This is a genomic window from Corynebacterium sp. MSK071, from assembly GCF_030232125.1.
In the GTDB taxonomy this organism is placed as follows: domain Bacteria; phylum Actinomycetota; class Actinomycetes; order Mycobacteriales; family Mycobacteriaceae; genus Corynebacterium; species Corynebacterium kefirresidentii.
In genome coordinates this window covers 199,418-219,848 of record NZ_JASPJA010000005.1, presented here as the reverse complement: position 1 = coordinate 219,848, position 20,431 = coordinate 199,418, and the positions used below count along the sequence as shown (strand labels likewise).

The window sequence follows — 20,431 nt, the reverse complement described above, 5'->3', positions numbered from 1 at the left end:
AATCCTCGGCGGCGCAACCCCACGTGAAATACTTAACGAACTATTCAAGCGTGGCGCATCCACCGCTTGATTCCGCCCACCAGACTTGGACATGCGAGCGCCAAACTTCGGGCCGGAGCCGGAGGTGGACATGTTGTACATAATGCGGCCGGTGGAATACAGGCCAGCGTTGAGCGAGGAAATCGCAGCGGTGATAACGACAAGCTGGAAAATCGGAGCCGCCGCGCCAACGCCCAGGGACTCAAAGAAGGTCACGAACGGCGAAACATCTGCGACATAGTTAGTGTATGGCAACACCAAGGTCAGCAATAGCACGGAGCCGAAGTAGAAAATCAAGATGCGGAGCAGCACATTGTTGACTGCGCGCGGGATATGCTTTTCTACATTTTTAGTCTCACCGGAGGTGGTTCCAACAAGCTCGATGCCGGCGTAGGCAAAGACGACACCTTGGACAACGATGACGGCAGGCATGAGGCCATTGGGCAGCCAGCCACCGTTATCAGAAAAGAGGCTAAAGCCGGTGGGATCGCCGCTCGGGTGGCCAAGAATAAGGACACCGATGGCCACCAACATGAAGATGATCAACGCGACAATTTTGATGAGGGAGAACCAGTACTCCAGCTCGCCGAAGATCTTCACCGAGAGCATGTTGAATACAAGGATGCCGCAGATAACAACGAGGGCCAGTGCCCACTGCGGAACGGCGTCGAGCCACGACGTGTACTGGCTAAACCACTTGATGTAGATAGCTACGGCTGTGCCGTCCGCCACCAAGGTCATCGCCCAGTTTCCCCAGTACAACCAGCCTGTGACAAAAGCGGTCTTCTCACCGTAGAACTCACGGGCATAGGAGACGAAGGAACCGGAGCTGGGGCGATAGACAATGAGCTCGCCAAGAGAACGCAGGATGATATAGCCAAAGAAGCCACAAATAAGGTACAGCACCGCTAGGAACGGTCCGGCGTCTTGCAAGCGGCTACCGGTACCCAAAAGAAGACCGGTACCAATGGCAGAACCGATGGCGATCATCTGGAGCTGGCGATTGCCCATCCCCTTTTGCAGGCCGTGGTCTTCCGAAGCGTAGACCGCCTTCTCGTGCTCGTGCGGCCCCGCTGTGGGCGGCGGCGAATTTACTGTCATGGGAGAGATCGTCCTTTCATTGACATGAATGCGTCTGTTAGGTCACATTCTCTGCAAGGATAGTACCGCACCACATTGTAACCCACGTCACCGGCACCCCCATTGTGTTCAACAATGCAGTTGGGGGGTTGGGAATAGGGGCTAATCCCCTACCCCCACATCTAGGCATAAAAGAACCGCATGGCCTACGGCCATGCGGTATTCCGAGGGAAAACTAGTTAGCGCAGTGGAGTCTGCGCCCAGGTACGGGCAGCGGCGGCCCGTTCACGTACCTTTTCCCGTTGCTCAGCCACCCGAGCGCCGGCCGTGCCACCCTTGGTGTCACGAGAGGCAACTGCTCCATCGATGGTGAGCACTTCACGGACGCTTGGTTTTAGCCGCTTGTCGACGCCCGCTAGGTCCTCGTCGCTGAGGTCGATTAGGTCCACCCCACGTTCCTCAGCAATCCGTACGCAGGCGCCGGAGGCTTCGTGCGCTTCACGGAAAGGAACACCTTGGCGGACCATCCATTCAGCCAAATCGGTAGCCAGCGTAAACCCGCGCGGAGCCAACTCGCGCATGCGGTCCTCATGAAACGTCAGCGTCGATACAAGACCGGTCATCGCCGGCAGCAGCAGGTTAAGCTGTGTCACCGAGTCAACGATTGGCTCCTTGTCTTCCTGCAGGTCACGATTATAGGCCAGCGGCTGAGCCTTCAGCGTGGACAAAAGCCCAGTGAGATTGCCAATAAGGCGGCCAGTCTTGCCGCGGGTAAGTTCCGGCACGTCCGGATTCTTCTTCTGCGGCATGATGGACGAACCCGTCGACCAAGCATCATCAAGCGTGACATAGCCGTATTCCGGTGTGCACCAATAGATGATTTCTTCCGAGAGGCGGGACATATCCACCGCGATCTGCGCCAAAACGAAGGCAGTCTCGGATGCGAAGTCACGAGCCGCAGTGCCGTCCAAGGAGTTTTCAGCAGCGGAGTCGAACCCTAGCTCTTCTGCAATCGACTCTGGGTCGAGCTGCAAAGATGAACCAGCAAGCGCGCCAGAGCCATAGGGAGACACGGCTAGGCGCTTGTCCAAATCCTGCAGGCGCTCGATATCGCGCAGAAGCGGCTGCGCATGGCCCAAAAGTTCGTATGCTAGCAGAATTGGTTGCGCGGCTTGCGAGTGAGTCTTGCCCGGCATGATGGCATCGGGATGGGATGCGGCTTGATCGGCCAAGGCATCCACCAAGTCGCTCACCTGGGCGGCGGTATCACGAATGGCATCGCGTACCCACATGCGAAACAGCGTCGCTACCTGGTCATTACGCGAGCGGCCAGCACGCAGGCGACCGCCTACTTCCGGCCCGACAATCTCAATGAGCCCGCGTTCCATCGCACCGTGGACGTCCTCATCTGTCGGCGCCGGGCGGAATTCGCCAGAATCCACCTTCTCCCCTAGCTCGGTGAGACCGGCGAGCATGGTGTCCAGGTCGGCGTCGGATAGCAAGCCTGCCTTGTGCAGCACTTTGGCATGCGCCTTGGAGGCTAATACGTCATAAGGCGCGAGGACCCAGTCAAAGTGGGTGGATACAGAGAGGGCAAACATTGCCTCGGAGGGTCCGCCGGAAAAGCGGCCGCCCCACAGGGCACCTTCATTAGTCTTATGTGATTCCATATGCTTCTACTTCTGGGCGCTGGTCGGGAAACCGCCATCGCGGTCGCGCTGATTGGAAATCTGGGTAGACAGGCCGTGCAGCTGAACAAAGCCCTTTGCGGCGGTTTGGTCGAAGGAATCGCCGGTGTCATAGGTGGCAAGATCAAAGGAATACAGCGACTGGCCAGAGCGGCGCCCGGTCACCGTGGCGGTGCCGGCGTGCATGCTTAGGCGAATATCGCCGGTGACGTTTTCCTGAGATTCCGCAATGAAAGCGTCCAGGGAACGCTTCAGCGGCGAATGCCAGAGGCCGTCGTAGACCTCCTCGGACCAACGAGCATCGGTGAGGCGCTTGTAGCGAGCCAACTCGCGCTCCACAGTGACATCCTCTAGCGCTTCGTGCGCTTGGATAAGGACCATTGCACCCGGAGCTTCGTAGACCTCACGGGACTTAATGCCCACCAAACGGTCCTCGACCATATCTAGGCGACCAATACCCTGTGCACCTGCGCGGCGGTTGACCTCTTCAATGATCTGCAGCGGGGACATCTTTTGGCCATCTACCGCCACGGGGATGCCCTTTTCAAAGGAGAGGATAATTTCATCCGGGGCATTGCCCAGACCCGGGTCCTCGGTGTAGGCGTATAGGTCCTTTGTCGGTGGATTCCACAGATCCTCTAGGAATCCAGTTTCGACGGCGCGGCCCCACAGATTCTGGTCGATAGAAAATGGCGAGGAGGCGGACTGCTCAATTGGCAGGTTGATCTCCTCCGCAAAGGCGATGGCCTTATCGCGGGTCCACGCATAATCACGTGCAGGAGCGATAATTTCGAGAGAAGGATCCTGGGCACGGAAAGAAACCTCAAAGCGTACCTGGTCATTGCCCTTGCCGGTGCAGCCGTGGGAGACGTGGGTGCCGCCAAATTCCTGGGCAGCCTTAACAAGGTGCTTGGTAATGAGCGGACGGGAAATGGCCGATACCAGCGGGTATTGCTTCATATACATGCCGTTTGCCTGAATGGTGGGAACGCAGTACTCCTCTGCGAACTCATCCTTGGCATCGATAACGATGGACTCTACGGCACCGCAGTCAAGTGCACGCTGGCGCACCGATTCCATATCCTCGCCACCTTGACCCAAGTCCAGGGAAACGGCAACAACATCGCCGCCGGTCATTTTTGCCAGATACGGAATAGCAACAGAAGTATCAAGGCCACCGGAGTAGGCCAAGACTACGCGTGCGGACATGGTAAATCTCCTCGATCTATTGGAAACAATTCATTTAAGTACATAATATACGACGGTGGTAAGAATTTCCACTCCCACCGTCTAAAGATTCCGCGTGGTAAGCGTCACGGCCAAATCTGCGCCTGTGACACCCTCGCGCGCCAAGACGAAAATGGTGTCATCACCGGCGATACAACCAATGACATCGTGCAGCCCTACCCTGTCAATAAAACTAGCCAGGTACTGGGCCGCGCCCGCTGGCGTGCGCAGCATCGCAATATTGCCGGAAGAATCATGGGATACCACCAATTCATCGAGCATGCGTCGCAGCTTTTCGCGGGGCCCTCCCACCTGATCTTCAAATTGCTCCAGCTCACCGCCGACCATGTAATAGGAACGGCCGCCATCACGCTTTACCTTCTTCGCTCCCAACTCATCCAAGTCACGGGACAAAGTGGCCTGCGTGATGTCAATGCCGTCTGCGAGAAGCAGCTCGGATAGCTGCACCTGGCTGGTGACGCGATTGCGGTCCAAAATCTCTAGAATCTTGGCCTGCCGAGCATTGCGGGTGGTCGGGGTGTTCATTACTTAGTTGATCTCCTTATTTACTTCGAGCAACCAGACGAGAAGCGCCTTCTGCGCATGCAGGCGATTTTCCGCTTCATCGAAGACTCGCGACTGCGGACCATCGATCACCTCAGTCGTGACCTCGTTTCCACGGTACGCCGGCAAACAATGTAAGAATATTGCATCCTTATGTGCTTTGCTCATTATGGTCGAGTCAACCTGATAAGGCAGGAACGGCGTGTGCCTATCACGACCATCATTTTCCTGTCCCATAGAAACCCAGGTATCCGTAATCACGACGTCTGCGCCTTCTACTTCATTGACATCATCAGTAATGGTGATATTGCCCCGCTGACGCGCGCGGTCAATGAATTCCTGGCGAGGCTGAAATCCCTCTGGCGCAATGATGGAGACGTCCATACCGGCCGTGGCAAAACCGATCATGTACGAGTTGGCCATATTATTATCGCCATCGCCTAGGTAGACGGCCTTTTTACCCGGCAGATCACCTAGATTCTCGCGACAGGTCAGCAAATCAGCCAGGATCTGGCAGGGATGTAGGTCATCAGAAAGCGCATTAATCAAAGGTACGGTAGCAGTCTCTGCCATCTGGAGCAGATTGTCGTGCTCAAACGTACGCCACACAATGGCCTCCACGTACCTTGAAAGCACCGCCGCCGTATCTTGAAAAGATTCCCCCTTGCCCATCTGGGTTGTAGAAGTGTCGACGGTAATACCCCTGCCGCCCATATTCGCTACCGCGGTTTCAAAGGAAAAGCGGGTGCGCGTAGACGTTTTATCAAAGAGAACCGCCACGGTCTTGGGGCCTTCTAAGGGGCGCTCTGCAAAGGGCTCCTTCTTTAGCTTTTCAGCTAAATCTAAAACCGTCGCTTGTTCTTGTGGGCTGAGATCATCGTCAGCTAGGAAGTGCCGCAAGCTCATGCCAGTTCCTCCAATATGGTTCCGAGAGTTGATAGTGCTGTGTCGAGTTCATGCTGGGAAATGACCAAAGGTGGGGTTAGTCGAAGAACATTCTCGTTGGGAGCGTTGAGAATAAGCCCGTGTGCGAGCCCGTCCCGCACGGCCTGCTTAGCCACCGGTGTGCTTAATACAAGGCCCAGCATAAGACCTCGGCCGCGCACACGATCTACAATTGAAAATTTTTCACATTTCTGCCGCACATAGTCCCCCTTGCGGGTCACCTCTGCGAGCAATTCCGCATCTACGGTGTCAAGAACTACGTTTGCCGCAGCGCACGCCACGGGGTTCCCGCCAAAGGTGGTGCCATGAGAGCCGGGCCCAAAAAGACCCTTGGCACGCCCTCGGGTAATCGTTGCGCCGATGGGTAGTCCGGCACCTAAGCCCTTCGCCATAGTGATAACGTCCGGTTGAATTCCTTCTACCTCGTGGGCAAAGAACGTCCCGGTACGGCCTACGCCTGTTTGTACCTCGTCAACGATTAATAGGACTCCGTATTCATCGCACAGCTCGCTGACCTCTTTCATGAACCCCGCAGGGGCCGGAATGACGCCAGTTTCTCCCTGAATAGGTTCCAGGATTATGGCCGCAGTGTCCTGGGGATCTTGTTCCACCAGCTGACGCAGATACTCCACATCCCCGAACGGATAGAACTCCACTCCTCCCGGCAACGGGCGGAAAGAGCGCTGTTTATCGGGCTGACCGGTCAAGGCCAGTGCCCCCATGGTTCGTCCATGAAAGCCGTGCTCGGCAGCGAGGATTCGCCGGCGCCCGGTCAGGCGAGCAAGCTTAAATGCAGCCTCATTGGCTTCGGCGCCAGAGTTACAGAAGAACACTCGGGCGCTATCGTCTCCCACCCGCTCAATCAGCTTCGCTCCCGCATCCAGCACTGGCTGAGTGGCGAAGAGGTTCGAGGTATGCGCCAAAGTGCGCGCCTGGTGGGATACCGCCTGTGCTACGTGCTCATTGCCGTATCCCAAGGAATTAACCGCAATGCCTGCTAGTAGATCAATATAGGACTTACCGTGCTCATCGTTAAGCGTCGCCCCTTGGCCGGAGACGAGACCTATGGACGGTGTGCCATAGGTATCAACGACCGTCTCCGACCACCGCTGTGTCAAGCTCTGTGGCTTGTTCATGCTGCATCATCCTTCCTGAAGATGGTCCCTTCGGGGTAGTCGTGTTGCTTATAATCATCTGGCAGCACCATGGTTCCGACTCCACCCGGGGTTAAAAGCTCTAGCAGCACCGAGTGGCCAATCCGGCCGTCGATAACGTGCGCGGCCGATACCCCGCCTTCTACTGCCTTGAGGCAAGATTCCATCTTGGGAATCATGCCAGAGTCCAGTCGGGGAAGAAGCCTGGAAAGTTGACCACGTTCGATCTTGGACACGAGGGATTCGCGGTTTGGCCAGTCAGTGTATAGGCCTTCCACATTGGTGAGAATGACCAAACGCTCTGCCCCGATTGCGCTAGCCAAAGCCCCAGCCGCGCTATCGGCATTGATGTTATAAATTGCGCCGTCCTCTCCCGGTGCGATGGTCGAGACCACTGGGATGCGCCCAGCGTCGATAATGTCCATCACGGCCGTGGGATTGACCTCTACGATGTCTCCGACCATCCCAATATCGGTAGGTTTTCCATCGACTTCCACCAACCTTTTGGTGGCCCGAAATAGTCCCGCGTCTTCGCCAGAGGTCCCCACCGCATATGGGCCGTGCGAATTGATGAGGTTGACTAATCCGCGACCTACCTGCCCAAAAAGCACCATGCGAACTACTTCCACGATCTCCGGAGAGGTCACGCGAAAGCCGCCTCGAAACTCCCCTTCTATACCAAGCTTGTGGAGCATGGAGTTGATCTGTGGCCCACCACCATGCACCACCACCGGCTTAACGCCCACGGTGCGCAAAAAGACCATGTCCGCAGCAAAGGCAGCTTTAAGTTCTTCGTCCACCATGGCATTGCCGCCGTATTTCACCACTACGATGGTGTCCCGATAATGTTGGAGCCACGGGAGGGCATCCGCTAGGACGGTGGCGCGCTCTTGATCACTAAGCCCACTAAACATTTTCATCTCCTCCCTAGGAGCTATACGCCGAATTGATTTCCACGTAGGCGTGAGAGAGATCCGTGGTCCGCACGAACGCAGACCCAGTACCTCCCGTTCCAAGGTCCACGTAGACATCGATATCAGTCCCGCTAAGGTCCACCTCGCGCGCGCCGGGTACACCCGTCGAGGCACGACACACCGGCTGGCCATTGAAATAGACCGAGATATTTTCCGGGTCCATTTCTGCATCTGCCATCCCCACCGCCGCAAGGACGCGCCCCCAGTTCGGATCAGAGCCGAACATGGCGCACTTGAACAGGTTGTCGCGGCCCAAGGTGCGCGCGGCGTTGAGGGCCTGATAGTCGGTGGCAGTGCCTTCCACAGTGATCTTGACGCGCTTGGTTACACCTTCTGCATCTGCTTGCAATTGCTCCGCAATGTCTGAGCAAACCGCCAGCACCGCCGTTTCAAATTCTTCTTGGCTGGGCGAAACACCCGAGGCCCCAGAGGCCATGAGGATCACCGTGTCATTAGTAGAAGTTGATCCATCCACGTCGAGGGTGTTGAAGGTCTGCGACACGGCCTTGTCCAGGGCACTCTGGAGGGCAGCGGCGCTTGCGGCGGCGTCGGTAGTAAGGCACACCAACATCGTCGCCAGCGAGGGGGCCATCATGCCCACCCCCTTGCCCATGGCCCCAACGGACCAGCCGGCCCCAACATAGGCGGCTTCCTTAGTTACGGTATCGGTGGTCAAAATAGCCTCGGCCGCTGCGTGAGCATGGTCCGCGCTGCCGCCTAGGGCCTTCGCCACAGCGCCTGCACCAGCCAACGCTTTTTCCATAGGCAAAGGCTCGCCTATAAGCCCGGTCGAACAGGCGGCAATATTTCCTTCTGGAAGGGACAAGGAGTGGGCAACCTCGGCTACCAGCGCGGAGGCATCCGCATCGCCCCGCGGGCCATTGCACGCATTGGCGTTTCCAGAGTTAAAGACAATAGCGGCAAGCTGGCCATCGGCCACCGCCTTGCGGGAGAGTTTCACCGGCGAGGCCACAACACGATTACGGGTAAATACCGCCGCCGCATCAAAGCGTGGTCCATTATTGACAACTAATGCCATATCGGGTTTGCCTGAGGGTTTAATCCCCGCTGTGGTAGCGCCGGCGCTAAAGCCGGCCGGGCCAGTAATTCCTGCTGCATTCATAATTTTCTCCTAGTTTTTATGGGGCCACGGCCGCTTGCGGCAAGCCCAAAGTTTCATCCCAGCCGAGTATTAGGTTCATACATTGCACGGCGGCGCCGGCTGTTCCTTTGCACAGGTTGTCCAGTGCTGCGGTAACCACGAGGCGTCGGGCGCGTTCATCCACATGGGCTTGGAGGTGAACCATATTGGTACCTACAACGTTTTGGGTCTCGGGCTGCTGACCGGCGGGAAGCACGTGACAGAAGGGCTCTTGGGCATAAAACTCACCGAATGCAGTCTCTACTTCCCGCTTGCCGACGCCCTCTTTCATCCCCGCCGTTATGGTCGCCAAGATGCCTCGGGTTAAGGGAGCTAGAACCGGAGTGAAGCTGACGTCAAGCTTTTCCTGCGCAAACGGCTGCAGATTTTGCACGATTTCCGGGGTATGTCGGTGCGTGCCGCCGGGCTTATATGCCTTCAGGTTTCCCATAGTTTCCGCGCCGAGTTGCGCCACGGAGGCCTTCTTCCCGGCTCCGGAAACACCGGTAATAGCAATCACCGAGAGGCTCGGCTCAACGAGTTCGTGGGCAACTGTCGGCAAACCTGCGAGGGTTACCGCCGTGGGAAAACACCCCGGCACAGCTACCCGGTTGGCATCGCGCAGCACTTCCCTATTGCCTGGAATCTCGGGGATTCCATAAGGCCAATGCCCGGCGTACTCTCCGCCATAAAAGGCGTCCCAGTCCTTCTTATTGCGAAGGCGAAAATCGGCCGCACAATCGATCACTGTGGTCTGCGGCCCCACGTGCTGAGCAATCGCCGCAGAATGACCGTGTGGAAGGCCCAAAAATACAATGTCGTGCCCGCGAAGATTTTCAGCGGTCGTGCCCACAATGGCACGGTCTGCCAGCTGCGGGAGGTGCGGCATAAGCTCAGCGACCTTCTTCCCTGCGGTGGAATAGGCAGTTAGCGCCCCAATGCGTAGTTCGCCGCCAAGATACGCCGGGTGCGACAGCAGCAGGCGAAGGATTTCGCTTCCCGCGTACCCGGTCGCACCTGCTATTGCTACTGAAATCGTCATAGAAGGGACTATAGCAATAAATACACCCAACCGTATGTTATTCAGTCAGATTGTCCGATTCCGCAGGTAAATGAACGTCGAGTAATGAAAATAATGTATGAAAAAGGGGGAAGTGAGTTAAATCTCACCGCCCCCTGAGCAGGGTTTAACTACGCGCGCATTTCTGCGCCCAGGCGCTGCTTAGCCAATTCCGCCGCCGCCATGCGGTGCTCGTTGACTTCGTCATCCGTCAACGTGCGGTCCGCGGCGCGGAATAGAAGCTGGAAGGCCAAGGACTTCTTGCCATCTCCTAGCTGCTCACCACGGAAAATATCGAAGAGTTCGACGGACTCGATGAGCTCTCCTGCTCCCTCTTCCACGATGGCGCGCACACGCTCGGCGGGTACGTCTTCATCCACTACCAAGGCAATGTCTTGGTGCAATGCGGGGAACGAGGACAACACCGGTGCGGGGAACTTTTCTTCCAACGGCATGGCGCTAATGTCCAGCTCCATAGCGCACGTGCGCGCAGGTAGGTTCAGGGCCTCCAAGACCTGCGGGTGCAGCTCACCAGCATGGCCCAGTACTACGTCGGTGCCAGCCACCTTCACGGCTGCACAGCGGCCAGGATGCCACGGCAGAACCTGTGCTGCCTCCAGCTCAATATTCACACCAGCGGCGCGGGCGACCTGACGGGCGGATTCGATAGCATCGGCGTAGCTATATGCACGGCCCTCGCCCCACGGTCCTTCATGCTCAATATTGCCCGTAGCCACCGTAGCAACGTGAAGCGGCTGCTCAGGCAGGGTATCAAGGAGCTGAGAAACCACCTCTGCAGAAGGTCGCTGTTCTACGGAAGGCATAGGGGATGCCGCAGCGCGCTTGAACGCCACCTGCTGCAGCCCATACAGGGCGAGATCGCTGCGGCCACGAGCCACATTGCGGGCGATGGCCTCCAACATGTTCGGCAACAGCGTCGTAGACAAGATGGCCTTATCCGCCTCAAGCGGATTTTGCACTTCTACGGTGCGGCGGCGAGCATCATCCTTGTCGAGGCCCCACACATCAAACGTATTATTAGCCACGAACGGTGCAGGCAATACCTCGGCATAGCCGGCATAGGCAAGACCATGTCCGATAGCCCGACGACGCTTCTGCGCCGGGGTTAGCCCGCGGCCGCCGGCCGGGGTAGGCAGCACGGCAGGAATATCCTCCAAGCCCTCAAGGCGCAGAATCTCCTCGACGAGGTCAACATCCATTGCAATATCGGTGCGCCAGGTTGCTGGTGTTACCTGCAGTTGCTCACCTTCATCCCCGACGGTGCAGCCGACTTCTTCAAGACGGGAAATAACGGTCTCACGGGAGTAGTCAACGCCGGCATATTCACTGGCTTTTGCGGTGCGCAGAGCAATGGGCTCGCGCTTGGCGACGTCCCCGATAAGCGTACGACCCTTTTCAATGGTGCCGCCTGCTAGCTGCTGGAGCAGCGCACATGCGGTGTCTAGGGCGACCTCTACGATCGCCGGATCTACGCCGCGCTCAAACCGGCGAGAGGATTCGGAAGACAACTTATGGCGGCGAGAGGTACGCGCGACGGTAATCGGATCCCAAATAGCAGATTCGAAGACAACGTCTGTGGTCTCCGCCGAGATTTCAGAGGTAGTCCCGCCCATCACGCCGGCCAAGGACTGGATGCCATTGTCATCACAGATGACCACGTCTTCTGCAGAAAGTTCTCGCTTTACATGATCCAGAGTCTCAAACTTCTCCCCCTCCGCTGCGTTACGGACAACGAGGTTCCCCTGAATCACGTTGGCGTCAAAGGCATGCATTGGTGCGCCCAAAAGCAACATCACATAATTAGTAATGTCCGTAGGCAGATTCACGCTGCGTTGGCCGCAGAGCATTAGCTCGCGTTCCAGCCAAAACGGGGTGCGTGCCTGCGGGTCAATGCCGCTGACCTTGCGGAGGCCAAAGCGCTGTGCCTTGGTTTCGGGGGCCACAGTGACGTCGATAAGCGAGCCCTGCGCCTCCGGCACAGCGGAGGTATCTATGCCAGCCGCGGAAGGATCCTGGGCAATATCGGCAAACTCCAGATCAAAAGCGGAGGCAATCTCGCGGCTCAAACCGCGTGCGGAAAGTGCATAACCACGATCTGGGGTGATGTTTACGTCAAAGTCGGTATCGTGCAAGCCGATAATCGAGCGCGCATCCTCGCCCACTTTATCGGCGACTTCATCGCCTAAGACGATGATGCCGTTGGCTTGCGCGCCCAAGCCGAGTTCAGCGCCGGAACACATCATGCCGTTTGAAATGTGATCGTAGGTCTCGCGTGCCGCGATCTTGAAGCCACCAGGAAGCTCCGAGCCGGGAAGCGCAACGACAACATAGTCATTCAGGCGAAAATTGCGAGCGCCACAAATGATGCCTTGCAGTTCGCCTGTGCCATTAGCCTGGCCTACATTCACCTGGCAGTAGCGAATGGGCTTTTTAAACTGAGTGAGCTCTTCAATCTCTACGACCTGGCCAATAACCAGCTGCCCCGTGCTCTCTGGAACAGCGGCGTATCCCTCGGTCTCAAAACCTACGCGCACGAATCCAGAATCCATATCGGCAGCGGAAACGCTCCAACCGGGGTTCTTAGCACCGAGGATGCGGGTAACCCAGTCTTGGGAAATAAGCATTAGTGTGTCTATCCTTTCTGGGTTTAGGCCTGTACGCCGAACGGTAGAGTAAAGCGAACATCGCCTTCGACCATATCGCGCATATCGGTCAATCCATTGCGGAACTGCAGTGTGCGTTCAAGGCCCATGCCAAAGGCAAAGCCCGTGTATTCCTCTGGATCTACGCCTACGGCGCGAAGAACATTGGGGTTGACCATGCCGCAGCCGCCCCACTCGATCCAGCCAGCGCCGCCCTTTTTATTGGGGAACCACACATCGACCTCGGCCGAGGGCTCAGTAAATGGGAAGTAGTTCACGCGCATACGCGTAGTAGTTTCCGGCCCAAAGAGTACTTTGGCCAAGTGCTCTAGTGTGCCGCGCAGGTGAGCCATGGTCAGGCCTTTATCAACGGCCAATCCTTCTACCTGGTGGAAAACCGGGGTATGGGTGGCATCCAGCTCATCTGTGCGGAATACGCGCCCCGGGCAGGCAATATAAAGCGGCACGTCGCGCTCCAACATGGTGCGCACCTGTACCGGGGAGGTATGGGTACGCAGCACCTGCCTAGAACCCTCGCCCGAGACGTGGAACGTATCCTGCAAGGTACGTGCTGGGTGGTCCGGCTTGAAGTTCAGAGCATCGAAGTTAAAGTACTCTGCCTCGATTTCTGGGCCGTCCGCAATTTCCCATCCCATGCCGACGAAAATATCAGCGATGCGCTCAGACAACGCGGTAATCGGGTGAAGGGCACCGGTCTGGGTGCGGGTGGTAGGAATCGTGACATCTACGGTCTCGGCTCGCAACTGCTCCTCGCGAGCTTGCTGTTCCAAGACATCCTTAACCTGAGCAAAGCGCTTTTCCATCTTGCCGCGGGCCATGTTGACGGCCTTGCCGGCGCTTTTGCGCTGGTCCTTGGGCAGCTGCCCCAGCGATTGGCGAGCCTGCGGAATATAGCCGCCGTCTCCTAGGTGTTCACGGCGGGCAGCAGCCAACTCATCAAGTGTTTCGGCTGCGTCGAAGGCTGCGATAGCCTTATCGGCCGCGGCCCCAAGAGCCTCTTCGGTCAATTCGATCTGCGGTGTATCGGACACGTATTTCGTACCTTCTTCTCGCGCGAAAACTAACGCGTGCAATCTTACTCTGTTGCGGCTAGCGCGACCGCGCCAGGGACCCCCTTTTCATTCGGGTCACACTAGTTATCCGCTTGCGCCTTAGCCGACTCATAAAGACAAATGCTTGCGGCAGTTGCGAGGTTAAGAGATTCTGCGCGTCCACGCAGTGGAATCCGCACCCGCATGTCTGCTTCCTCCAGCAGCTCGCCGAGCCCGTGTGCCTCATTGCCAAATAGCCACGCTGTTGGCTGAGACAAGCCTGCCTCCGCTAGGTCCACTTCACCGTCGGCAGCAGTTGCCACAATCTGCATGCCCGACTTACGCAGCTGACCCAACACGTCTTTAATATTGGGGTCCCGCGCTACAGGTACGTGAAACAGCGAGCCGGCCGAAGCGCGCGCTACTTTGCAGCTGAGGGGATCAACGGTCTCACCTGCGAAGATGACACCATCGGCGCCCATTGCATCCGAGGTTCTAATCAAGGTGCCGGCATTGCCCGGCTCAGAAGTCAGCACGGGAACGGAAACGAGGCTTGGTTTGCCGTTCAGGATTTTGCCCGCGGACCAGCGCACCGGATTGCAAAGCGCAAAGAGCCCCGTAGTCGTGGCTGTATCGGAAAGATGCTTAGCCGCCTTATCGGTGATGGGATGGACGTACACTCCCATGTAACCGCATGCAGTGATGATGTCACCAAAACGATCTGCCGCCTTCTCAGTAACAAAAACGTCGACTGCAGCGCCGGTAGATACCGCCGCGTCTACCGCATTCTCTCCCTCAATGAGGAATTGCTTCGCCTTCTTCCGGTTAGCCGCACGGTGCAGCTTGGCTGCGTTAACAATGCGCGGAGTGCGTTCAGTAAAGGCAGAGTCAAAATCCAAATTCATGGCTACTACCCTACCTGCCAATTCCTTCTTCTCAGACTCACCCCTGAGTCCCTTATAAGAACGAAAATTCCTGTTGCCGCACGGCAACAGGATCGCACAGGTAAGTTCTACTTAGCGAGGGGGACGCCGCGGGCGTCCTTGTCGTAATCACCGGCACCGGCGATGATCATGATGAACTCAATAAACACCCAAAGACCGAGGATGGCCCAGAAGGCGAATCCGAGCAAGAACCAGAAGGTAGCCCAGCCCAAGATATTGAGCACCAACTGTGACACGCCGAAAGTCGTACGGCCAGTGTAGAAGTTGTGTGCGCCGAAAGAGCCTAGGAAAAAGCACAATAGCAAGGTGGCGATCCACGACTTCTGCTGGCCCGGAGCCACATACTGTTGCTGCACCGGGTAAGCACCCATGTTGGGTTGCGGTGCATAGCCTTGGCCATACTGCGGCTGGTAGTTAGCTTGCTGGTTATAAGGGTTGTACTGCTGACCATGGTTATTGTAATCGGACGGGCCAGAGTACTCGCCATTATCAGGTTGGTAGTCTCCGTTTGGATTCGTCATAGGAAATGTTCTCCTGGGTCTCGGCTTTCACGGGGTCTGGGATAAATCTAGCATGTGAGGCCGAGCACCCTAGTTAAACAAAGGTAACGAAAACCAAAATGCCCGCATACCCCGGTTAACAAGGCCGGAGAATGCGGGCACGAAAGCTCTAATGATTAGGCAGCCTTAGGAGCGTTTACGTCCTCAGGCAGAGCAGCCTTGGCAGCCTCGCACAGTGCGGAGAATGCCTCGAAGTCATTAACAGCAAGCTCAGCGAGGATCTTGCGGTCAACCTCGATCTCAGCCAGGCGCAGGCCGTGGATGAGGCGGTTGTAGGTGATGTCGTTCATGCGGGCAGCAGCGTTGATGCGCTGGATCCACAGCTTACGGAACTCAGACTTACGGGCGCGGCGATCGCGATAAGCGTAAGTCATGGAGTGCAGCCACTGCTCCTTCGCCTTACGGTACAGGCGGGAACGCTGGCCGCGGTAGCCCTTAGCGGACTTCAGAATCGCGCGACGCTTCTTCTTGGCGTTAACTGAGCGCTTTACTCGTGCCACAGTGATACTTCCTTAATTCAGATTGTGATGGCGGATGTGGGTTGATTCGGCGCTACTAAGCGCGGCCGAGCAGACGCTTTACGCGCTTGGTGTCAGGCTTTGCGACTGCCTCGGTGCCCTTCAGGCGGCGGGTACGCTTGGACGGCTTGCCTTCCAGCAGGTGGCGGCGGCCAGCCTGCTCACGGCGCAGCTTGCCGGAACCGGTCACCTTGATACGCTTGGCGGTGCCCTTGTGGGTCTTCTGCTTCATGAGTATTAAGTCCTTAAATCCTACGTGGAATCTGGTCTACTTCTTGCCCTTGCGAACCGGACCCAAGACCATGGTCATATTGCGACCATCCTGCTTGGGGCGCGACTCAACGACGCCAACTTCGGCAACGTCATCAGCCAAACGCTCCAAGAGGCGGAAACCGAGCTCCGGGCGCGATTGCTCACGACCGCGGAACATGATGGTCACCTTGACCTTGGATCCCTTCTCGAGGAAGCGGACTACGTTACCCTTTTTGGTCTCATAATCGTGATCATCGATCTTTGGACGGAACTTCTGTTCCTTCACCACGGTTTGCTGCTGGTTCTTACGGGCCTCGCGAGCCTTCTGAGCCTGCTCGTACTTGAACTTGCCGTAGTCCATGATCTTGGCCACTGGGGGCTTTGCCTTCGGAGCTACCTCGACTAGGTCAAGGTCAGCCTCGTATGCAAGCTTGCGAGCATCATCGGTACGGACGATGCCCACCTGTTCACCACCGGGGCCTACCAAACGGACCTCGGGTACTCGGATACGCTCATTGATGCGAGCTTCAGCGCTGATTGTGGTTCTCCTCGATTAGGGGGTGTATGAGTAAGTAGTTCACCTACCGGGACCACAAACGAAGCAAACCCGGTCTGCCATAGACAGCCGGGAGTTCTCACAGTGCCAAGCATGAATGCTTGGTTACCTTTACCTTTATCCTACGAAGCGTGTTCGCGGCATCGGGTGGGAGAAACTCCGCTTGTGACCCACGAACCTCGACAAGGCGTCATGGGCGGTAGTGCCTTTGACACTAGCAGCTCCTCCCCCTCCTACCAAATTGCTACGTTCCTAGCGGGTTTTACAATGGGCGACTGCTTTAATGTCCCCTGCATCTACCCCAGTATCCACGATATCTACCAGCTGATGGGCGAGGTACTTAACCGCTGGTTCGGCATCGGCGTAGTCCTCCCCGTCCATCACGACAGATAGCGCTACTCCCACGCGCTTTCCATCCACCTCATGAACTCCAAACTGACGGTAGGTGTACTCGTTTTCTTCCTCATCCAGACCCCAACCACTTTTCGCACGGGTTCGCGGCTGCGCAGACAGACCTACCCTTTGCCAGGACACAATGTCTTTGAGCACCTTGTGGACGTAGTCCGCTTCTGGAATGCACGGCAGTTCAGCGCCAAATACTGCTTGGTCCTTTAACTCCCAGGTGGAATATCCAAAAGCGGAGTCATGAATATCTGCGTGTGATCCGTAGTCGTCGAGTAAAGCTTTGACCGCATTTTCTGCCGAGCCCTCGCGCCATTGCACCTGCGACCACAAGGCAAAAGCGGCATCATTATCAGATTCCTTGATAGCCAAGTCCACCAAGCTTTTATCCGCACCGTCTTTGAGCGCCGCAATGGCGATGGGCACCTTGATGGTGGACCACACTGGCCCCTCACCTTTATCGCCCGCCGCAAAAGTGTCTTCACCTGCGGAAATGGCGACCCCTACCTTTGCATGATACTTCTTTGCGGTTTTGTCCACCGCACGGTCAAGCTGAGCACGCACCTCAGCTGGATCCGGCACCGCAGAGGTAGTCGTTGACACTGGGGCATCTTCTATCTTGGGGTCGCTAGAGCAGGCACTCATGGTACACAGACCGAGAGCTGCGAGCAGGCTAACTACAAGGCGGATATTTTTCACGCTTTGCCCTACTTCAACATGCCCTTTAGGTAGCCACCGGTATAGGAGCCATCTACTTGCGCAACGTCTTCAGGGGTTCCCTGCGCCACAACGGTACCGCCGCCCGCACCGCCTTCCGGGCCCATATCAACAATCCAGTCCGCTGCCTTGATGACATCAAGGTTATGTTCAATAACAAGCACCGAATTACCCTTGTCCACCAAGCCTTGGATAACCAGCATCAGCTTGCGAATATCCTCAAAGTGCAGTCCAGTAGTCGGCTCATCCAGAATGTAAATCGTCCTACCGTTGGTACGCTTTTGCAGCTCGGAAGCTAGCTTGACGCGCTGCGCCTCGCCGCCGGAAAGCGTAGTAGCAGCTTGGCCGAGGCGTACATAACCCAAGCCGACGTCGACAAGCGTGGCAAGGTAGCGGTGAATGGAGTTGATGGGTTCAAAGAAGTCCGCTGCCTCAGAGATTGGCATGTCTAGAACCTCGGCAATGTTTTTGCCCTTGTAGTGCACCTCCAAGGTTTCGCGGTTATAGCGTGCTCCTTCACACACCTCACACGGCACATAAACATCTGGAAGGAAATTCATCTCGATCTTGATGGTGCCATCGCCCTGGCACGCCTCACAGCGCCCGCCCTTGACATTAAAGGAGAAGCGTCCAGCCTTGTAGCCGCGGACTTTTGCTTCCTGGGTTTCGGCAAAAAGGTTACGGATTTTGTCAAAGACACCCGTGTAGGTCGCCGGGTTAGAACGCGGGGTACGGCCAATCGGACTTTGGTCAACTTGCACCAGCTTATCTAGGTGCTCCACACCTTCGACGCGCTTGGCACGGCCGGGAACCTGGCGGGCGCGGTTAAGTTTATTGGCCAAAGTCTTAGCCAAAATCTCATTGACCACGGTGGATTTACCCGAGCCAGACACACCAGTAATGCATACTAGGACTCCCAGCGGGATTTCCACGTTGATGCCCTTGAGATTATTCTCCCGCGCACCCACTACCTTCAGGGTGCGGTCCTTATCGATCTCCCGGCGGTGGTCCGGTACGGCAAGCGCCTTTTTGCCGGAAAGGTACTGGCCGGTGAGGGACTCTTCTACCTGTTCGATTCCGGCTGGTTCACCTTGGTAGACCACTTCGCCGCCATATTCGCCCGCACGAGGGCCCACATCGACGAGCCAATCTGATTCCCGGATGGTGTCCTCATCATGTTCGACCACGATGAGGGTGTTTCCAATATCACGCAGGCGTTGCAGGGTCTTGATAAGCCGCTGGTTATCGCGCTGGTGCAAACCAATGGATGGCTCATCGAGTACATAGAGGACTCCGGCCAAGCCGGAGCCAATCTGAGTAGCCAGACGGATACGTTGCGCCTCACCGCCGGAAAGCGTAGACGCGCCGCGATCGAGCGTGAGGTAATTCAAACCGACGTCCAGGAGGAAACGCAGGCGGGCTTGAGTCTCCTTAAGCACTGCCCCGGCAATGATTTCCTCACGGTGCCCCAGCACCAGGGAGTCTAGGAACTCAGAGGCGTCTTCAATAGAGAGCGCACAAAGCCCGGCAATGGACTGCTCACCGTGAGTCGTGGAGGCCAAGCGGACGGCCAAGATCTCCGGCTTCAGCCGGGTGCCCTTACAGGTGCTACATGGCACGCGGCGGGTATATTGCAGCAGGCGATCCTTTTGGGATTGAGAATCGGTAGTTTCCAGCTTGCGGTGAATAAACCCGGTAGCGCCTTCAAATGGGGCGGTCCAATTACGCTGGCGCCCGTAACGGTTCTTATATCGAACCTGGACTTCCTCATCGGTGCCATAGATCAGCGCGTGGCGCTGTTCCTCGGTTAATTCACTCACCGGAGTTTTGGGGTCAAACCCCATAGCCTTGCCTAAACCCTCTACTAGCTTGACAAAGTAGCGGGAATTGGGGCTGGAGTGCCACGGTTGAATGGCATCTACAGCTGGAGCATCTGGATCCGGAATGAGCAGATCAACATCAACTTCCAATTTGGTACCCAGGCCATCACACACCGGGCAGGAGCCAAACGGAGCATTGAAGGAAAAGGCACGGGGCTCGTATTCTTCAATGGTCAACGTGTGGCCATTCGGACAGGCCGCCTTCTCCGAATAGGTATGGGTGAGTTCTTCCCTATCCACGAACTCAATGGTGACTAGACCATCTGCCAAGCGCAGCGCTGTTTCCACCGAATCCGTTAAGCGTTGCTTTTGCGAGGCCTTTACCTGCAGGCGATCAACCACTACCTCAATATTGTGCTTGATCTGCTTCTTCAACTTGGGCGGATCGCTTAGCTGATAGGTCTCCCCGTCCACTCGGACGCGGGAATAGCCCTGAGCGGACAAATCCTGGAAGAGATCAACAAACTCGCCTTTGCGCTTGCGCACCACCGGTGCGAGCACCTGAAACTTCAGTTTCTCTTCCAGCGCCAGCACGGCATCGACGATTTGCTGTGGCGTTTGGCGCTCGATTACGGCATCACACTTTGGGCAGTGTGGCGTTCCGGCACGGGAGAAGAGCAAACGCAGGTAATCATAGATCTCCGTAATCGTGCCCACCGTAGAACGCGGATTATGGTTGGTGGACTTTTGATCGATAGACACTGCGGGTGACAGACCGTCAATAAACTCCACATTAGGCTTGTCCATCTGCCCCAAAAACATGCGGGCATAAGAACTCAAGGATTCTACGTAGCGGCGCTGGCCTTCTGCGAAGATGGTGTCAAAAGCCAGCGAAGATTTACCAGATCCGGAAAGACCAGTAAAAACAACCATTTTATCGCGAGGGATATCGATATCCACGCCCTTGAGGTTGTGCTCGCGGGCACCGCGCACCACCAAACGATCAGCCACTGTGCTCAGACCTCCAGTACTAGGGATTGCAATCTTCCCTCGAATGTACCCGTAGGCTGGGACA

At 56.7% G+C, this 20,431-nt stretch carries 17 protein-coding genes and 1 pseudogene; all 18 read right to left on the bottom strand.

Annotation, left to right across the window (positions count from 1 at the left end; all coding sequences use genetic code 11):
• Nucleotides 1–78 precede the first annotated feature (78 nt).
• Nucleotides 79–1,140, bottom strand: a pseudogene (locus QP990_RS06030) (amino acid permease); the annotation flags it as partial.
• A gap of 218 nt (nt 1,141–1,358) precedes the next feature.
• Complete coding sequence (gene argH / locus QP990_RS06025; protein ID WP_284798707.1) at nt 1,359–2,789, bottom strand: argininosuccinate lyase; 1,431 nt, start codon at nt 2,787–2,789, stop codon at nt 1,359–1,361.
• 6 nt (nt 2,790–2,795) lie between these two features.
• On the bottom strand, nt 2,796–4,016 hold the full coding sequence (locus QP990_RS06020) for an argininosuccinate synthase (protein ID WP_023021630.1): 1,221 nt from the start codon (nt 4,014–4,016) through the stop codon (nt 2,796–2,798).
• Between the two features lie 81 nt (nt 4,017–4,097).
• Nucleotides 4,098–4,580, bottom strand: a complete 483-nt coding sequence (locus QP990_RS06015) for an arginine repressor (protein WP_049358438.1) — start codon at nt 4,578–4,580, stop codon at nt 4,098–4,100.
• A 3-nt stretch (nt 4,581–4,583) separates the two neighbouring features.
• The gene (argF, locus tag QP990_RS06010; RefSeq protein ID WP_200287557.1) at nt 4,584–5,504 is read right to left on the bottom strand and encodes an ornithine carbamoyltransferase; all 921 of its coding nucleotides are present in this window, start codon (nt 5,502–5,504) and stop codon (nt 4,584–4,586) included.
• Nucleotides 5,501–6,679, bottom strand: coding sequence for an acetylornithine transaminase (locus tag QP990_RS06005; RefSeq protein ID WP_239208546.1), 1,179 nt, complete (start codon nt 6,677–6,679; stop codon nt 5,501–5,503). The genes argF and QP990_RS06005 overlap by 4 nt, the downstream gene beginning before the upstream one ends.
• Nucleotides 6,676–7,611 (bottom strand): acetylglutamate kinase, encoded by a 936-nt coding sequence (gene argB, locus QP990_RS06000; RefSeq protein WP_239208548.1) that lies wholly within the window; start codon nt 7,609–7,611, stop codon nt 6,676–6,678. The genes QP990_RS06005 and argB overlap by 4 nt, the downstream gene beginning before the upstream one ends.
• 13 nt (nt 7,612–7,624) lie before the next feature.
• The gene (gene argJ, locus QP990_RS05995; RefSeq protein WP_023021635.1) at nt 7,625–8,794 is read right to left on the bottom strand and encodes a bifunctional glutamate N-acetyltransferase/amino-acid acetyltransferase ArgJ; all 1,170 of its coding nucleotides are present in this window, start codon (nt 8,792–8,794) and stop codon (nt 7,625–7,627) included.
• Nucleotides 8,795–8,810: 16 nt separating this feature from the next.
• Nucleotides 8,811–9,854, bottom strand: a complete 1,044-nt coding sequence (gene argC / locus QP990_RS05990) for an N-acetyl-gamma-glutamyl-phosphate reductase (RefSeq protein ID WP_284798706.1) — start codon at nt 9,852–9,854, stop codon at nt 8,811–8,813.
• Nucleotides 9,855–10,003: 149 nt separating this feature from the next.
• Nucleotides 10,004–12,517 (bottom strand): phenylalanine--tRNA ligase subunit beta, encoded by a 2,514-nt coding sequence (gene pheT, locus QP990_RS05985; RefSeq protein ID WP_284798705.1) that lies wholly within the window; start codon nt 12,515–12,517, stop codon nt 10,004–10,006.
• Nucleotides 12,518–12,540: 23 nt separating this feature from the next.
• Nucleotides 12,541–13,587: a phenylalanine--tRNA ligase subunit alpha gene (pheS, locus tag QP990_RS05980; protein WP_023021638.1), complete on the bottom strand. Its 1,047-nt coding sequence runs from the start codon at nt 13,585–13,587 to the stop codon at nt 12,541–12,543.
• Between the two features lie 101 nt (nt 13,588–13,688).
• Nucleotides 13,689–14,492 (bottom strand): RNA methyltransferase, encoded by an 804-nt coding sequence (locus QP990_RS05975; protein ID WP_239208552.1) that lies wholly within the window; start codon nt 14,490–14,492, stop codon nt 13,689–13,691.
• Between the two features lie 107 nt (nt 14,493–14,599).
• Nucleotides 14,600–15,052, bottom strand: a complete 453-nt coding sequence (locus tag QP990_RS05970) for a TM2 domain-containing protein (protein ID WP_239205580.1) — start codon at nt 15,050–15,052, stop codon at nt 14,600–14,602.
• 155 nt (nt 15,053–15,207) lie between these two features.
• Nucleotides 15,208–15,591: a 50S ribosomal protein L20 gene (gene rplT, locus QP990_RS05965; RefSeq protein WP_005323264.1), complete on the bottom strand. Its 384-nt coding sequence runs from the start codon at nt 15,589–15,591 to the stop codon at nt 15,208–15,210.
• A gap of 55 nt (nt 15,592–15,646) precedes the next feature.
• On the bottom strand, nt 15,647–15,841 hold the full coding sequence (rpmI, locus tag QP990_RS05960; RefSeq protein WP_023021641.1) for a 50S ribosomal protein L35: 195 nt from the start codon (nt 15,839–15,841) through the stop codon (nt 15,647–15,649).
• Between the two features lie 36 nt (nt 15,842–15,877).
• Nucleotides 15,878–16,399 (bottom strand): translation initiation factor IF-3, encoded by a 522-nt coding sequence (gene infC, locus QP990_RS05955; RefSeq protein ID WP_080970442.1) that lies wholly within the window; start codon nt 16,397–16,399, stop codon nt 15,878–15,880.
• Between the two features lie 270 nt (nt 16,400–16,669).
• Nucleotides 16,670–17,518, bottom strand: coding sequence for a hypothetical protein (locus QP990_RS05950; RefSeq protein ID WP_239208554.1), 849 nt, complete (start codon nt 17,516–17,518; stop codon nt 16,670–16,672).
• A gap of 8 nt (nt 17,519–17,526) precedes the next feature.
• On the bottom strand, nt 17,527–20,367 hold the full coding sequence (gene uvrA, locus QP990_RS05945) for an excinuclease ABC subunit UvrA (RefSeq protein ID WP_239208556.1): 2,841 nt from the start codon (nt 20,365–20,367) through the stop codon (nt 17,527–17,529).
• Nucleotides 20,368–20,431: the final 64 nt, after the last annotated feature.

What these genes read in the sequence shown, in the direction of transcription:
- QP990_RS05975 (WP_239208552.1), bottom strand. Translation starts at nt 14,492, where the DNA reads ATGAATTTGGATTTTGACTCTGCCTTTACTGAACGCACTCCGCGCATT.
- QP990_RS05970 (WP_239205580.1), bottom strand. Translation starts at nt 15,052, where the DNA reads ATGACGAATCCAAACGGAGACTACCAACCTGATAATGGCGAGTACTCT.
- QP990_RS06005 (WP_239208546.1), bottom strand. Translation starts at nt 6,679, where the DNA reads ATGAACAAGCCACAGAGCTTGACACAGCGGTGGTCGGAGACGGTCGTT.
- QP990_RS06015 (WP_049358438.1), bottom strand. Translation starts at nt 4,580, where the DNA reads ATGAACACCCCGACCACCCGCAATGCTCGGCAGGCCAAGATTCTAGAG.
- QP990_RS06020 (WP_023021630.1), bottom strand. Translation starts at nt 4,016, where the DNA reads ATGTCCGCACGCGTAGTCTTGGCCTACTCCGGTGGCCTTGATACTTCT.
- argH (WP_284798707.1), bottom strand. Translation starts at nt 2,789, where the DNA reads ATGGAATCACATAAGACTAATGAAGGTGCCCTGTGGGGCGGCCGCTTT.
- argB (WP_239208548.1), bottom strand. Translation starts at nt 7,611, where the DNA reads ATGTTTAGTGGGCTTAGTGATCAAGAGCGCGCCACCGTCCTAGCGGAT.
- rpmI (WP_023021641.1), bottom strand. Translation starts at nt 15,841, where the DNA reads ATGAAGCAGAAGACCCACAAGGGCACCGCCAAGCGTATCAAGGTGACC.
- argJ (WP_023021635.1), bottom strand. Translation starts at nt 8,794, where the DNA reads ATGAATGCAGCAGGAATTACTGGCCCGGCCGGCTTTAGCGCCGGCGCT.
- argC (WP_284798706.1), bottom strand. Translation starts at nt 9,854, where the DNA reads ATGACGATTTCAGTAGCAATAGCAGGTGCGACCGGGTACGCGGGAAGC.
- argF (WP_200287557.1), bottom strand. Translation starts at nt 5,504, where the DNA reads ATGAGCTTGCGGCACTTCCTAGCTGACGATGATCTCAGCCCACAAGAA.
- pheT (WP_284798705.1), bottom strand. Translation starts at nt 12,517, where the DNA reads ATGCTTATTTCCCAAGACTGGGTTACCCGCATCCTCGGTGCTAAGAAC.